The 13,940-nt window shown below is 58.6% G+C and carries 15 protein-coding genes; 7 read left to right on the top strand and 8 right to left on the bottom strand.

What is annotated here, in order from left to right; genetic code table 11:
- The first annotated feature begins 122 nt into the window (after positions 1-122).
- From radC to mutM, 4 genes are all read left to right on the top strand, one after another.
- Positions 123-806 carry a RadC family protein gene (radC, locus tag ACSBQQ_RS23055; RefSeq protein ID WP_025304698.1) on the top strand — a complete coding sequence of 228 codons (684 nt, stop codon included), beginning with the start codon at positions 123-125 and terminating at the stop codon, positions 804-806.
- A 262-nt stretch (positions 807-1,068) separates the two neighbouring features.
- Entirely contained in the window at positions 1,069-1,305 is a 237-nt protein-coding gene (rpmB, locus tag ACSBQQ_RS23060; protein WP_004931195.1) for a 50S ribosomal protein L28, read from the top strand.
- A gap of 11 nt (positions 1,306-1,316) precedes the next feature.
- Complete coding sequence (rpmG, locus tag ACSBQQ_RS23065; RefSeq protein ID WP_002442576.1) at positions 1,317-1,484, top strand: 50S ribosomal protein L33; 168 nt, start codon at positions 1,317-1,319, stop codon at positions 1,482-1,484.
- A gap of 81 nt (positions 1,485-1,565) precedes the next feature.
- A complete protein-coding gene (gene mutM, locus ACSBQQ_RS23070) occupies positions 1,566-2,381 on the top strand; it encodes a bifunctional DNA-formamidopyrimidine glycosylase/DNA-(apurinic or apyrimidinic site) lyase (RefSeq protein WP_039569556.1) in 816 nt (271 codons plus the stop codon).
- Between the two features lie 2 nt (positions 2,382-2,383).
- Here the strand turns inward: mutM and coaD are convergent, their stop codons facing one another.
- From coaD to waaA, 3 genes are read right to left on the bottom strand one after another with little or no spacing between them, the layout of a single operon-like run.
- A complete protein-coding gene (gene coaD, locus ACSBQQ_RS23075) occupies positions 2,384-2,869 on the bottom strand; it encodes a pantetheine-phosphate adenylyltransferase (RefSeq protein WP_004931181.1) in 486 nt (161 codons plus the stop codon).
- 3 nt (positions 2,870-2,872) lie between these two features.
- Entirely contained in the window at positions 2,873-3,646 is a 774-nt protein-coding gene (locus ACSBQQ_RS23080) for a glycosyltransferase family 2 protein (protein ID WP_060429417.1), read from the bottom strand.
- Positions 3,647-4,924: a lipid IV(A) 3-deoxy-D-manno-octulosonic acid transferase gene (gene waaA, locus ACSBQQ_RS23085; protein WP_025304695.1), complete on the bottom strand. Its 1,278-nt coding sequence runs from the start codon at positions 4,922-4,924 to the stop codon at positions 3,647-3,649. It abuts the gene before it with no gap.
- 125 nt (positions 4,925-5,049) lie between these two features.
- On the opposite strand from waaA, the gene ACSBQQ_RS23090 reads away from it, so the two are divergent.
- Entirely contained in the window at positions 5,050-6,063 is a 1,014-nt protein-coding gene (locus ACSBQQ_RS23090) for a glycosyltransferase family 9 protein (protein WP_060429416.1), read from the top strand.
- 44 nt (positions 6,064-6,107) lie between these two features.
- Here ACSBQQ_RS23090 and ACSBQQ_RS23095 read toward each other — a convergent pair whose 3' ends face one another.
- The 3 genes from ACSBQQ_RS23095 to rfaQ are packed head-to-tail and all read right to left on the bottom strand — an operon-like array spanning position 6,108 to position 9,417.
- On the bottom strand, positions 6,108-7,208 hold the full coding sequence (locus ACSBQQ_RS23095; protein WP_060429415.1) for a glycosyltransferase: 1,101 nt from the start codon (positions 7,206-7,208) through the stop codon (positions 6,108-6,110).
- A gap of 2 nt (positions 7,209-7,210) precedes the next feature.
- A complete protein-coding gene (locus tag ACSBQQ_RS23100; protein ID WP_033649737.1) occupies positions 7,211-8,338 on the bottom strand; it encodes a glycosyltransferase family 4 protein in 1,128 nt (375 codons plus the stop codon).
- Positions 8,335-9,417: a putative lipopolysaccharide heptosyltransferase III gene (rfaQ, locus tag ACSBQQ_RS23105; RefSeq protein WP_033649736.1), complete on the bottom strand. Its 1,083-nt coding sequence runs from the start codon at positions 9,415-9,417 to the stop codon at positions 8,335-8,337. Before rfaQ ends, ACSBQQ_RS23100 begins: the two co-directional genes overlap by 4 nt.
- Before the next feature lie 210 nt (positions 9,418-9,627).
- Between rfaQ and ACSBQQ_RS23110 the strand changes: the two genes are divergently transcribed.
- Together ACSBQQ_RS23110 and ACSBQQ_RS23115 are read left to right on the top strand one after the other, a co-directional pair.
- Complete coding sequence (locus ACSBQQ_RS23110; RefSeq protein ID WP_033636469.1) at positions 9,628-10,584, top strand: polysaccharide deacetylase family protein; 957 nt, start codon at positions 9,628-9,630, stop codon at positions 10,582-10,584.
- A gap of 8 nt (positions 10,585-10,592) precedes the next feature.
- The gene (locus ACSBQQ_RS23115) at positions 10,593-11,687 is read left to right on the top strand and encodes a glycosyltransferase family 9 protein (protein ID WP_047570021.1); all 1,095 of its coding nucleotides are present in this window, start codon (positions 10,593-10,595) and stop codon (positions 11,685-11,687) included.
- Positions 11,688-11,723: 36 nt separating this feature from the next.
- Here ACSBQQ_RS23115 and ACSBQQ_RS23120 read toward each other — a convergent pair whose 3' ends face one another.
- Positions 11,724-12,701, bottom strand: coding sequence for a glycosyltransferase family 2 protein (locus ACSBQQ_RS23120; protein ID WP_060429414.1), 978 nt, complete (start codon positions 12,699-12,701; stop codon positions 11,724-11,726).
- Positions 12,698-13,939 (bottom strand): O-antigen ligase family protein, encoded by a 1,242-nt coding sequence (locus ACSBQQ_RS23125; protein ID WP_060429413.1) that lies wholly within the window; start codon positions 13,937-13,939, stop codon positions 12,698-12,700. The genes ACSBQQ_RS23120 and ACSBQQ_RS23125 overlap by 4 nt, the downstream gene beginning before the upstream one ends.
- Position 13,940 lies beyond the last annotated feature (1 nt).

Here is a 13,940-nt window from a genome sequence, read left to right on the forward strand (position 1 = left end):
ATTCCGCAATGGCTGCAGGGCGTTACATTGTGCTTTGCGAAACACTTCGCAATGTTATCAAACACCTGTCGAACGCGCCGGGCGGCACATGGCATGCTGTAGCCCTTTCAGGGAGGAACACGATGAGCAACCCGATTGTGGCGTGCTGGCCGGGCGCGCTGGCACCGCGTGAAAAGCTGCTGATGCAGGGGGCGGCGGCGCTGTCCGACGCAGAGCTGTTGGCCATTTTCTTGCGCACCGGGTTGCCCGGCGTGCACGTGATGCAGCTGGCGGAGCAGCTGCTGCGCCGGTTCGGCTCGCTTTATCACCTGATGTCGGCCGATCATCAGGCTTTTTGCAGCCAAAAAGGCCTGGGGGACGCCAGCTATACGCAGCTGCAGGCGATTGCCGAGCTGGCGCTGCGCTTCTTTTCCAGCCATTTGTCGCAGGAAAACGCCATGCTCAATCCGCGGGTCACCCAGCATTATCTGCAAAGCCTGCTGGCGCATCGCGAGCGGGAGGTCTTTTTGGTATTGTTTTTAGACAATCAGCACCGGGTTATTCGCCATCAGGAGATGTTTGCTGGTACCATCAGCAGCGTCGTCGTCTACCCGAGAGAAATTGTGCGCGAAGCGTTGAAGGCTAATGCCGCCGCGCTGATTCTCGCGCATAATCACCCTTCGGGTAAGGCTGAACCCAGTCATGCCGACCGCTTGATAACGGAACAGGTGGTGAAAGCCTGTCAGTTATTGGAGATCCGAGTGCTTGATCATTTGGTGATCGGTCGGGGTGAATGCGTCTCTTTTGCCGAGCGCGGATGGCTTTAAGCGATTTTTTCGCGATCCTTGTGGGATCTTTAGCTGTTCGGGACTTGAGCACTTACGCTTCAGAGCGTATACTACGCCACCTTTGAGAATCTTGGGTTTGGCGCAAGAGCCTATCTCAGCAGGTTTCTGACCTGATGTGTGGTTTCTACCTGATGACGAGAGTCTCCTCAGTATGAAGTTTGCTGAGATGGGCTCTAAAAGCCTGACGAGGCGGCCATACCCTATACGAAGCTCGAGCTGATTTGATTTTTGGAGAATAGACATGTCCCGAGTCTGCCAAGTTACTGGCAAGCGCCCGGTGAGCGGTAACAACCGTTCCCACGCAATGAACGCGACCAAACGCCGTTTTCTGCCTAACCTGCACTCACACCGTTTTTGGGTTGAGGCTGAGAAGCGCTTTGTAACTCTGCGTGTATCTGCTAAAGGTATGCGTGTTATCGATAAGAAGGGTATTGAGACGGTTCTGGCCGATCTGCGTGCCCGTGGTGAGAAGTATTAAGGAACTGAATCATGGCTAAAGGTGTTCGCGAGAAGATCAAGCTGGTTTCTTCTGCTGGTACTGGTCACTTCTATACCACCACGAAGAACAAGCGTACTAAGCCGGAAAAATTGGAACTGAAGAAATTCGATCCAGTTGTCCGTCAGCACGTAGTATACAAAGAAGCTAAAATTAAATAATTTTAGTGGATTAATGAAAAACCCGGCCTTGGCCGGGTTTTTTGTTTTATAAAGGGTAGAAAACGTCGGAGGGGAAGCCAGATGCCTGAATTACCGGAAGTTGAGACGAGCAGACGCGGTATAGAGCCTTATCTTGTCGGCCACAGCATTCAGTATGCGGTGGTGCGCAACGCGTGCCTGCGCTGGCCGGTTTCCGAGCAGATCCTGACGCTGAGCGATCGGCCGGTGCTCAGCGTGCAGCGCCGGGCCAAATATCTGCTGATCGAGCTGGAGAACGGTTGGATTATCGTGCACCTGGGCATGTCGGGCAGCCTGCGCATGCTGCGTGAGGAAAACGAAGACGAAGCCGGCAAACACGACCACGTCGATCTGGTGATCAGCAACGGCATGATCCTGCGCTATACCGATCCGCGCCGTTTCGGCGCCTGGCTGTGGTGCGAAGATTTGGCGACCAGCAGCGTGTTGGCGCATCTGGGGCCGGAACCGCTGAGCGAAGCGTTCAACGGCGACTACCTGTATGAAAAATCACGTAATAAGCGCACGCTGATCAAACCGTGGCTGATGGATAACAAGCTGGTGGTCGGGGTCGGCAATATTTACGCCAGCGAATCGCTGTTCAGCGCCGGGATCCTACCCGATCGTCCCGCGGGATCGTTGAGCAAAGCCGAAGCGGCGCTGCTGGCGCAGACCATCAAGGCGGTGTTGCAGCGCTCTATCGAGCAGGGCGGCACGACGTTGCGCGACTTTTTGCAGTCGGACGGAAAACCGGGATATTTCGCGCAGGAACTGCAGGTTTACGGTCGGGCGGGAGAACCCTGCCGCGCGTGCGGCACGCCGATCGAATCCGCCAAGCACGGGCAGCGCAGCACCTTCTTTTGCCGCCGCTGCCAGCGCTGAGATTACTCGGCGGCGAGCTTCGCCATCAGCGCCTGGGTGACCACATCCGGCAGGAAAGGCGCGATATCGCCGCCGTGACGGGCGACCTCCTTCACCAGTGAGGAGGAGATGAACGACCACTCTTCGGAAGGCATCAGGAACACGCTTTCCAGCGTCGGCATCAAATGGCGGTTCATGTTCGCCAGCTGCAATTCGTATTCAAAGTCAGACACCGCACGCAGGCCGCGCACCAGGATATTGGCATTTTGGTGAGCGGCAAAGTGCGCCATCAGCTCGCTGAAGCCCAGCACTTCCACATTGTCCAGATGCGAGGTGACCTGCGTCGCCAACGCCACGCGTTCATCCAGGCTGAACAGCGGCTTTTTGCTCGGGCTGGCGGCGATGGCCAGAATCACGTGATCGAACATCAGTGACGCGCGCGTCACTAAATCCAGGTGGCCGTTGGTCATGGGATCGAAGGTCCCGGGATAGATGGCTTTGCTGGTCATGATTCACTTCTCTGAGTAGTTGCGGCCCAATGCCCATAATGCGGCATATTTATTGAAGGTATATTGCGCGTTGACCACCGCTAACAGCAACCCCTGTTTGCCATCCAGGAAGCCGGCGCGCAGCAGCCAGGTTTTGACGAAGGCGCCGAGCGTATGGGTCAGGATAGACAGATAGCCGCAGCGCTTGCCGGCCCGGTGGCGCTGCGTTGCCCACTCTTCGGCGTAGCGCAGCTGTTTGCGCTGGAAGGCGAAGAAGTCGCGGCAGGTCAGGTGCAGCATATCGCCGCTGAGGGGGATCACTTTGGCGCCGCCGATGTTCAGCGATTCGTGCACCAGATCGTCGTTATAACGATAGCATTGGTTGGCGTACAGGCGGTTGACGCGGTCGGGATACCAGCCGCTGTGGCGCATGAAGCGGCCTAGAAACAGGTTGCGCCGCGCACAGCTGTAGACGGCGCCGTCGTCCGGTGCATTCAACACCCGCTCGATGGATTGCCGCAGCTCGGGCGTGACACGTTCGTCGGCGTCGATCATCAAAACGTAGTCATGGCTGGCATAGCTTTGTGCCAGCTGACGCTGCTTGCCGAACCCTTGCCAGTCGGTGTGCGTGAAGACTTTGGCGCCCAGGCCTTCGGCGACGGCGACGCTGTCGTCCTCGCTGCCGGAGTCCAGCACGATGATTTCATCGGCCCATTCGACCGAACGCAGACAGTCCGGCAACAGCCCGGCTTCGTTTTTGGCAATCATCACTACCGACAGGCTTTTGCGGCTGCTCATTCAGTGACTCCGGGGCGGCAGGTGCGGTTCCAGCAGCTGCAGCAGGCGCTGCAACGCTCCCTGATTCTGATACAACACTTCCACCGCATGGCGGCCGTAGTAGCGCCGATAGTCTTCGTCGGTTAGCAAGGTTTCCACTTCCTTCACCAGCGAATCCACGTCGGTCACGGTGATCAGGCCTTCGGCCTGCGAGAGCTTGGCGCAGATGTCTTTGAAGTTGAAGGTATGCGGGCCCATCAGCACCGGGATGGCGTGCGCGGCGGCTTCCAGCGGGTTGTGCCCGCCGCGTTCAACCAGACTGCCGCCGACAAAGGCCAGATCGGCGATGCCGTACAGCAGCATCAGCTCGCCCATGGTATCGCCGATCACCACCTGGGTGCTGCCGGACGGGATTTCGCCGCTGCTGCGCAGGGTGTAGCTGAAGCCGGCCTTCTGCACCAGCTCTTTGGCGGTTGGGAAGCGTTCCGGGTGACGCGGCACCAGGATCAGCAGCAGATCGGGGTGTTTTTCCAGCAGTTTGCGATGCGCTTCCAGCAGGATGGTTTCTTCACCGTCATGGGTACTGGTAGCGATCCACACCGGGCGGCGCGGCGCCCATTGGCGACGCAGCGTAACGGCGCGGGCGGCCAGTTCCGGGGTGACGGAGATATCGAACTTCAGGCTGCCGGTTACGGCCAGCTGCGAGCGCTTCAGGCCCAGTTCGATAAACCGATCGCCGTCTTCCTGGTTCTGTGCGGCGATCAGCGTGATGCGGCGCAGCATATCGCGCATGAACCCGCCAATTTTCTTATAGCCGGCGGCGGAGCGGGCCGACAGACGCGCATTGGCGATCACCAGGGGGATCTGCCGCTGATGCAGCGCGTTAATCAGGTTAGGCCACAGCTCGGTTTCCATGATGATCACCAGCTTGGGATTCACCTGGTCGAGGAAGCGGTTCATGGAACCGGGCAGATCGTAGGGCAGATAGACATGATGTACGTCTTTGCCGAAAGCGGACTGGACGCGTTCTGAACCTGTTGGGGTCATTGTGGTCACAGTTATCGGCAAAGCGGGGTAACGGTGGCGCAGTGCCCGTACCAACGGGATGGCCGCCAGCGTTTCGCCGACGGAGACGGAATGCAGCATGATGCCGCCTGGCACGACTTTCCCGGCGCAGAAGCCATAGCGTTCCGCCCAGCGTTTACGGTAGGCTGGAGCTTTGCGGCTGCGCAGCAGTAAGCGGAGCCAGATCAGGGGTTGGATGAGGTAGAGTAGTACCTGATATAAACGCAGCAACATTCTATCAATTTCATTTATATGGGTTATTCGGAATAGTACCATAACTGGAAGGGAAAGGCGCTAATTTGGTAACCTTGGGTGTCAGTTTCAGACAACCGGCGAGCGATTTCGCCGACAGGCTCGGAATGAAGAATATTTTAATTATTCGCCGCGACAACATCGGCGATCTTGTTTGCACCACGCCTCTGATTGAAGGGGTGAAAATTGCCTATCCGGACGCTAAAGTTTATCTGCTGATCAATAAAGTCAGCCAGGACGTTGTTAAAAACAATCCTCATCTCGAGAAAGTCTTTGTCTATAAAAAGGCCAAGCACAAGGCGAAAAATGAAACGACGTTGGGCGTTTATTTCGAACGCCTGATGATCTTCCTGAAGCTGCGAAAAATAAAGTTCGATGCGGTCATTCTGGCCAACCCGGTGCCTTGCAAATACAGCCTGCGTTTAGCGAAAATGGCCGGCGCCACCCATATCATCGGCGCCGATTTGGGCACGAAAGATATTCATCGCCCGTTCCGCAAGGACGATTTCCACGGTCAACATCAGATCGAACATACCTACAGCTATTTATCGGCGATAACCGATCAATCCATTCCGATCCCGCCGGTGCGGGTCTTTCTGACGCCTGAAGAGCGGCAATTGGCGGCGCAACGGCTACAGGAGCGTCTGCCGCCGGTCGAACGCGTATGCGCCGTGCACATCAGCAGCCGCAGCCCGAAAAGGCGTTGGCCGGTTGAACGCTATGCCGAAATCATCAACCGTCTGGTTGCCGATCCCCACACCGGCGTGCTGATCTTCTGGTCGCCGCAGGGCACGCTGGCGCCGGACGACATCGGCGACCAGCAGCGCGCCGAACAGCTGTTGGCGCTGTGCCAAAACGAACGCGTCGCGCTTTATCCGACGGCCTCGGTGCGCGAGCTGTTGGGTGGGTTCGATTTATGCGACCGGGTGCTGTGCAGCGACGGTGGGCAGATGCATCTTGCCGCCGCGCTGAATAAGGACATGGTGGTGTTCTTTGGCGATACCGATAAAGCCTCCTGGCATCCATGGACCGGCCGTCATCATATTTTGCAGAGTGAGTCGGGGCACTGTGAAGATGTTTCTGTCGATGAGGTTTGGCAGAAAATGCAGGCGCTCAGCTAACGAATAAAATAAGGCAGGCATCCCCTGCCTTATTTCATTCTTTATTATTTTCTTTCCAGTTCCAGATATTGGCGGCAAATAGGCTCAAGCCCATAGCTCAGCAATTGCTGTTGATTTATCTGCGGCGGATTGGCGTAAATCTCCGCCATTTTTTCTGCCAGCGACGCTTCGTTTAATTCCGCCAGCGCGTTAGCCATGCCGGCTTTTTCCAGAATTTCCGCAGGGCCACCCGGACAACGGGTGCTGACCACCGGTGTGCCGCACAGCAGCGATTCTACCAGCACGTTGCCAAACCCTTCGCTGTCGGAGCTGAGCACCAGCAGCGAGGCATGGCGAATAAACGGGTAGGGATTAGCCTGGAAACCGAGAAACAGCACGCGCTCTGCAATGCCCAGGTCTGTCGCCAGACGTTTGACCTCGGCGACTCTGGCGTCGTCCCCGGCGCCGATCAAGGCCAGCGGCGCCTGAATGCCGGAGTACGCATAGGCTTTCAGCAGGCGGTCATGCCGCTTGGTGGCGTGAAAGCGGCCGACGTGCACCAGATAGTCCTGGCCGGCCAGTTCGCAAGGCATCGCCGCCTGTTGCTGGATGGCGTCGATATCGAACGGGTTGTTGATGACCGCCAGCCGGCGCGGGCGGATCGGCAAGTTCTGCTGCAGATCGTCGCTGACCGCCCGTGAAACGGCGACGATATTTCTTCCCTGGTAAACGTTGGCGATTTTGCGTTGCTTCAGCCAGCGATCCAGGCCCTTGCGGTGGCCGAGGTAGGAGGTGGAGAGAATGCCGTGAATGCAGAACCACAGGCGATCCGCGGCCAACCGCTTGCTGCGGCTGACGATGCGATCGGTTTTATGCAGGTTGGAGAACACCAGATCGAACGCGCCGTGTTGGCGCTCGTGTTCGGCTATCGCCCGATCCAGCGCGCCGGCGCGGCGCGACAGCTCGGTCAGCTTGCGCCAGGGGGCGCGGCTGCGATCGGCCACCACCTGATAATCAATGCCCGGCGGGATAGGGTAATTGCAGACGTCGCGCAGCGAGATCAGACTGACGTCATGCCCCTGTTGCTGCATGCCCTGGCACAGGGTCAGCACCACTTTTTCCGCGCCGCCTCCCGGCAGGCCGTCGATGATCATCAGAATACGCATAGCTAATCCAGTAACCGGTTATAGAGGGAAATAAGCTGTTCGGACAGATGCGCCGGCGTAGCCGGCATAATACGCAATCTTGCCGCTTCGCCCATGGATGATCCCAGCGCCTGGCGCGGCAGCGCGCGAATGGCCTCCGCGATGGCCGGTACGTCGAGCGCATCGGTCACGAAGCCGTTCTGGCCGGGGGTGATAAACTCGGCGCCGCCGCAGGTGGTGCTGGTGATAACCGGCAGGCCGCACGACATCGCTTCCAGAATCACATTCGGGAACGGATCGTACAGCGTCGGCAGCAGCAGCGCATCTGCGGCCTGATAAAACGGCAAGGTCTGCTTCTGCACGCCCATAAAGTGAACCCGATCGCTGCAGCCCAGCGACTGTGCCAGCGCCCGGTAGCGTTTTTCGGCCTTGTCTTTGCCGACCACCAACAGGTGGCTGTCGGTCGCTGCCACGGCGCGGATGGCGGCCGCCAGCCCTTTGCGCTCAAAGCCGGAACCGACGAAGATCAGGCAGTGCGCCTGTTGCGGGATCTGATACTGCTCGCGCAGACGTTGGCGCAGGGCCTCGTCGGCGGGCGGGAACTTTTGATTATCGATGGCGTTATAGATCACCGTGATTTTTTCGGCGGGCACGCCAAAGTCCGCGATGATTTCCTGCTTGATCATCTCGGCGTTGCAGATGACGGCTTTCAGCTCCGGTGCGGCATACATGGCGCGTTCGGCGCACATCACATAGCGGTGATAACGGTTGGAGAACAGCCATTTGCGGCGCCATTCCGGCAGCAGACGCGCGCGTTGCAGCAGCCAGCGGCGGTGTACGCCGTCGCCGGCGCGGTAGATGTCGCAGCCGGGAATGCGCTCGTGGCTTTGCACCAGATCAAAATGCTCTTTCTGCCACAGCGCCCTGGCCGCCACGGCGAAGCCCCGTTCGCGGCTGATGCGGCCGAGTTTTAGCGGGTTGCACAGGTGGATATGCCAGTTGGGATTGGCGTCACCCTGCCATTCGCGGGTGATGACGTTCAGATCGAGATCCTGTTGCTCCAGCGCCTCCAGGGCGCGGGAAACGAAACGTTCGGCTCCGCCGTCCGGGCGGTATTTTTGGCGAACGATCGCCAAACGAAATGCTTTCATGCCAGCGTGCTCCGCGCGGCTGCAATCACCGCGTCTGTAGGAATAAGGTCGAGATACCGTTCGTCGGTGCCGGTATCGATGGCGTCCGGATCGGGCAGTTCGCCGAAGTCGCCGGCCCAGATCACGGCGCCGGTAGCCTGCCACGGCCGCCAGAAAGTCAGCTTGGAAGGGCCGAACAGCGCTACGCACGGCGTGTGCAGCGCGGCGGCCATGTGCATCGGCACCGAATCCACGCCGATAAACAGCTTGGCGTGGTCGATCAGGGCGGCCAACTGGCGCAGCGTCAGCTGGCCGGCTAACGAAATCACGCCCTGCGGCGGGCAGAGCGCCAAAATGCGCTCTACCATGGCTTGTTCTCTGGCGTCGGGGCCGGAGGTGATCACCAGCTGGTGGCCGTCGGCCTGCAAGGCGGTGAGGGTGGCGGCCATTTTCTCTTCGCTCCAGCATTTGAAGAACCAGCGCGAGGTGGGCTGCACCACAATATAACTGCCGGTGACGCCCTGTTTCTGTAACCGTTGCTCACATGCCTGCCAATCCTGCGGATCGTAACTCATGGTCACATGATCACTGAGCGCGGGCAGGTTCAGCGGCGCCAGCAGCGAGAGGTTTTGTTCGACGGTATGCAGGTGGGCGTGATTGTCGACCGGCACCAGCTGCGTGTGGCAGTGGCGCCACAGGAAGCCGCGGCGTTTGGGGAAATCGAAGCCCAGACGGATGCGCGCGCCGGTCAGGCGCGTGAGGATGGCGCTGCGCCACTGATCGGCCAGGTTGACCACCAGATCGTAGCGCTGCGCCTTCAGGCGGCGCAGCAGCGCCAGCTCGTGCCCCAGATGTGCGCGGGCACCCTGTTTTTTCCATTGGCGGTCGATGGCGAACAGCGTCGACAGTTCCGGATTACTGGCCAGCATCTCCTGCGTTTCCTGATACAGCAGCACATCGATCTGCGCCTGCGGGTAGTTTTGCCGCAGGCTGCTGATGACCGGCGTGACCAGCAGCATATCGCCGTGATGGCGCAGTTTTATGATCAAAATACGCTGTACGGATGGGGCGGAAGTTGGGGCTGGCGCGTCGTTCATCATGAGTCGCTTTCTGGGAAACCAATCTTTGATTCTAAATGACCCGATCGCATGTGGCTACTGTTGCAAGGTTTTCTTGCCGGGCCGCAAAAAAATCGCCGAGCCGGGGACGAATGCGTTTCAATGTTGTCCAAACCAGGCAGCAAAGTCGTTTGCCCTGGCGAAACGGGCTGCGTAACATAGTGCATTCTGTTGATATCAGGCTCGATATTCATGACTAAACCGGCGTTTCTCATCACCATTGATACCGAAGGCGATAATCTGTGGCAAAACCACGATCGCATCGCGACCGAAAACACGCGTTTCTTGCCGCGCTTTCAGGCATTGTGCGAAAAATACGCCTTCAAACCGGTTTATCTCACCAACTATGAAATGGCGATGGATCCGGCTTACGTCGAGTTCGCGCGTGACGTGATCGCCCGCGGCGCGGGTGAAGTCGGCATGCACCTGCACGCCTGGAACAGCCCGCCGCTAACGCCGCTCACCGACGACGACTGGCGCCACAAACCGTATTTGATCGAGTATCCCGCCGATCAGATCCGCGCCAAGGTCGATCACATGACCAAGCTGCTGGAAGATGCCTTCCAGACCAAAATGCTCAGCCATCGCGCCGGCCGCTGGGCGTTCAACGAATATTATGCCTCGCTGCTGCTGGAGTATGGCTATCAGGTGGACTGTTCGGTGACGCCGCGCGTCAACTGGCAGTTTTCGCCGGGCAATCCGCAGGGCAACGGCGGCACCGATTACAGCCGGTTCCCGTCGCAGGCCTATTTCATCGATCCGCAGAACATTGCCAAACCGGGCGCTTCGGCGCTGCTGGAAGTGCCGATGAGCATTCAGTACAAGCACTCGGCGCTGATGAACGCGTTCAAGCAAGGTTATGATCGGCTGCGCGGCAAGCGGCGTTCGCCGTCTGTCAACTGGCTGCGGCCGAGTGGCGGCAACGTGGCCAAGATGATAAGCGTGGCTGAAGCGTCGCTGGCGCAGGGGCATGACTACGTCGAATTTATGCTGCACTCCTCCGAGTTCATGCCGGGCGGCAGTCCGACGTTCAAAACCGAGCAGGATATCGAAGTGCTGTACCGCGATCTGGAACAGCTGTTTGACTGGCTGCAGCAGCGCACGGTGGGCATGACGCTGGCCGAGTATTATCAACTTAAAGCGAATTAAGCACGCACATGTCGAAAAAATGGAAAATCAAGGTTGCCGACTGGTTCTTGCGGCGCTATACGGCGAAGTACGGCCGTTTTCAGGACAAGGCGACCTTCGACGGCGCCCAGCAGTTTGACAATATCGTTATCTATTCCACCACGGCGTTGGGCGACTTCATGTTCAACACGCCGGCATTGAGGGCGATGAGGGAACGCTACCCCAATGCGCACATCACGCTGGTGGTGCACAAGAAAAACCGCGAGCTGGTGGAAAACGGCCGTTATTACGATCGCGTGGTGTATTGGGACAGCAAGATCAAGACGATCCGCCCGTTGCTGAAATCGCTGCGCGAACATCAGCCGGATTTGGCGCTGATCCTGCACTCCCATCTGCCTTATGACATCATCAGCGCCGTACTGGCCGGGGCGAAGTACATTATCCGCGATAACTACAGTTCGGGCATTTGCGGGCTGGAGCCTTGGCTGACCAACTATGTCTTCCATTATTACGGCCACTTCGTGCGCCGCAAGCTGGAGCTGATTTCCATTTTGGGCTGCCGCAGCGACGATCCGACGATGGAAATTCCCGTGGATTATCAGCGCGGCGTCAAAAGCAGCGAGCATCCCACCATCGGTTTTCAGCTGGGGGCGTCAACAGAGTCGCGTTGCTGGCCGGTTTCGCACTATGCGCGGCTGGCCGATGAGCTGGTGGCGAAGCACCCCAATGTACGCATCGTGCTGATTGGCGCACCGTTTGACGACGGCAAGGCCAAACAGTTTATGAGCCTGATCGGCCCGCAAACGCAGGCCTGCGTGGATAACCAGATCGGTAAAACGGGGCTGCAAGGCTTGCTGACGTTGATCGACAGTTTCCATGTTCTGGTCACCGGCGATACCGGGCCGCTGCACCTGGCGGTGGCGTTGAAGGTGAAAACCATCAGCCTGTTCGTGACCGCCGACTCACGCTCCACCGGCCCGATTCAGGATGCTGAACTGCACCGCATCATTCAGGTGTCGCGTACCGGTTATACGATGCCGCTGGAGGCGGAAAGCCCGATGGGGGTCATCCAGCCGCAGCGGATTTATGACGAGCTGGTCGCACACGTGCCTTTAGCGCGCTAAAGGCGAGACGACGCATCGGCCGCCCGGCCGATGCGGTTAGCGCGGCCTGCGCCCGCGCAGCTTAGAAAGAAAGGTATCCACTCGCGCATAGCGCATCTGGCGGACTTTTTTGCCCGGCACGTCGCTGTTGCGGCAGACGTCGGCGGCGCGGCGCAGGATGTGCAGCGTTGCCGGTGCGTAATGGTAATAGCCGTAGACCGCCTTCGACATGCTTTTCACCTCGGAAAAGCAGTTGGCCAGCATCAGGGCGGCCAACCGGCGCAGCGGCTCATCCCCAGGATGCTGCGCCACAAAACGCAGCATCTTCTCCATGGCGAACAGCAGATCGTCAATGTCTTTGGGTTTGATATTGCGGGTGATGCCCTGGCTGTTGTCCCGATAGAAGTAGAGATCGCCGTCAAGATGGGCGATGCGGCGGGTTTTGAAATATTGAAAAGGCGTGAAAATCACGTCTTCGTAGCGCCTGCCTTCTTCGAACGTTTCCCCTTCCAGCAGCGAACGTTTATACACACGGCTCCAGAGATGCCACATCGAGCGTGCGAACAGCGGTTGCAGGCAGCCGAGCCCCAATTGTGAAAAGTCGTAGGCTACGGGCCGCGCCGCGCGGTTATCCGGCGTCGGCGGATGCCCGGTGAACTTCTGATAATTAAAATCGATCAGGTCATCTTCACCGGCGGTAAGCAGGGGCCGCAGGATTGCCAGATAGTCGTCGCTCAGCAGATCGTCGCCGTCGAGGAAGGTGATATAGCGTCCGGTGGCCAGACGTAAGCCGACGTTGCGGGCGTGCGCAATGCCGCCGTTGGACTGTGAAGTAAAGACCACGCGCGGGTGCCGCCGCTGCGCCAGATATTGACTGACCAGCGCGCCAGAGGCGTCGGTGGAGCCATCGTCGATGATCACCACCTCGATATCGTCGCTAATCTGTGCAAATAACGAATCCAGCGCAGCGATAACGAACGCTTCATTATTATAAAACGGCACGATAACGCTGAGCAGCGGCTGCTGAGGATTCACGGGGTGGGCTCCTGAACAGGGGGCTGTTTCGGGACGGAAAGAACGGCGGCGATCAGCGCCAGGCCGAACATGGCGGTACCTTCCGTGCTGAAGAAGATGACGTCGCTCAGGCCGTAAACGAACAGGCTGGCGCTGACGCTCAGCAGCAGCGCGTTGCGCTGTGGCCGGAAGGAAGAGAAAAACAGGCTGACATACAGCGCCAGCAGCAGCAGTACGCCCCAGAGGCCCTTGAGCGAGTAAGTTTCCAGCAGCTCGTTGTGCAGGTGGACGTTGATGTAGGGCATGACGCCAGACAGGCGGGGTTGCTGTGCGACCATCGCACGGATCTCTTCGCCGCGCTGTTCGGCGGATTGGCCCCACGGGGCTTGTGACCCGGTATGCCATGCCAGCGTTTGCATCGACAGCCGGGAAATGATGGAGTTTTCAGTCTGCGGCTGGTCCATCAGGCGCATGTCGGTCTCAAAAGCCTGAATGCGTTCTTCTATCTGCGGTTTAAACACCAGGCCGCAGGCTACGAGCAGCAGCGGTACCGAGGCCACCAACGCAAGCTTGTGTTTTCTGGAAACCAGCTGCTTGGTGGCCAGCAGTGACAGGCAGACCGCCACCGGGTAGACCAACATGGCCGCGCGCGTGCCGGTGAGCACCAGCGCAGAGAAGGACAGCAGGAATGCCGCAATGTACAACACCAGGCGGTAGCGGGTGCGCAGCATCAGGATGGCTTGCATCATGACCAGATCGATGGCGGTCATCAGATAGGCGGCGACCGTGGCGCGATCGAAGTTGAGCTCTACACGCGGGATATCCAGACGCAGCCCCTGATAGAGGGAATAACCGTTGATCGCCAGACCGGTGGCGAGAGCCACAACGATCAGCAGGCGCTGTACGCACAACCGCTCATTGAGCGCAATCAGCAAGATGAAAGCGGTCGCGAGCTGCAGTTTGCCGGTCGACATATAAGAGCGATAAATATTGATGTACTCACCCGGCTGTTTGAAGTGATGCATCCAGAGGATGGTTCCCATGCCCACGCTGAACATCAGCGCGGGCAGCAGCAGGTTTCTAACGTTGCTGAAGTAGTAGCGCGGGTACAGGCAAACGGCGATAAAGGCGATGTAGCTGGAAACGTAAAACAGATTGCGTCCGGTCGCGGAACCGAAAGGAATGGTGCAAAAAGCGATGGCGCACCCCAGATAGATCAGATAGCTGAAGGCAGGGTGCGGCGTTCTGTGTTTTAGCATC

This window comes from Serratia sp. G204Y, from assembly GCF_051172435.1.
Classification (GTDB): Bacteria; Pseudomonadota; Gammaproteobacteria; order Enterobacterales; family Enterobacteriaceae; genus Serratia; species Serratia sarumanii.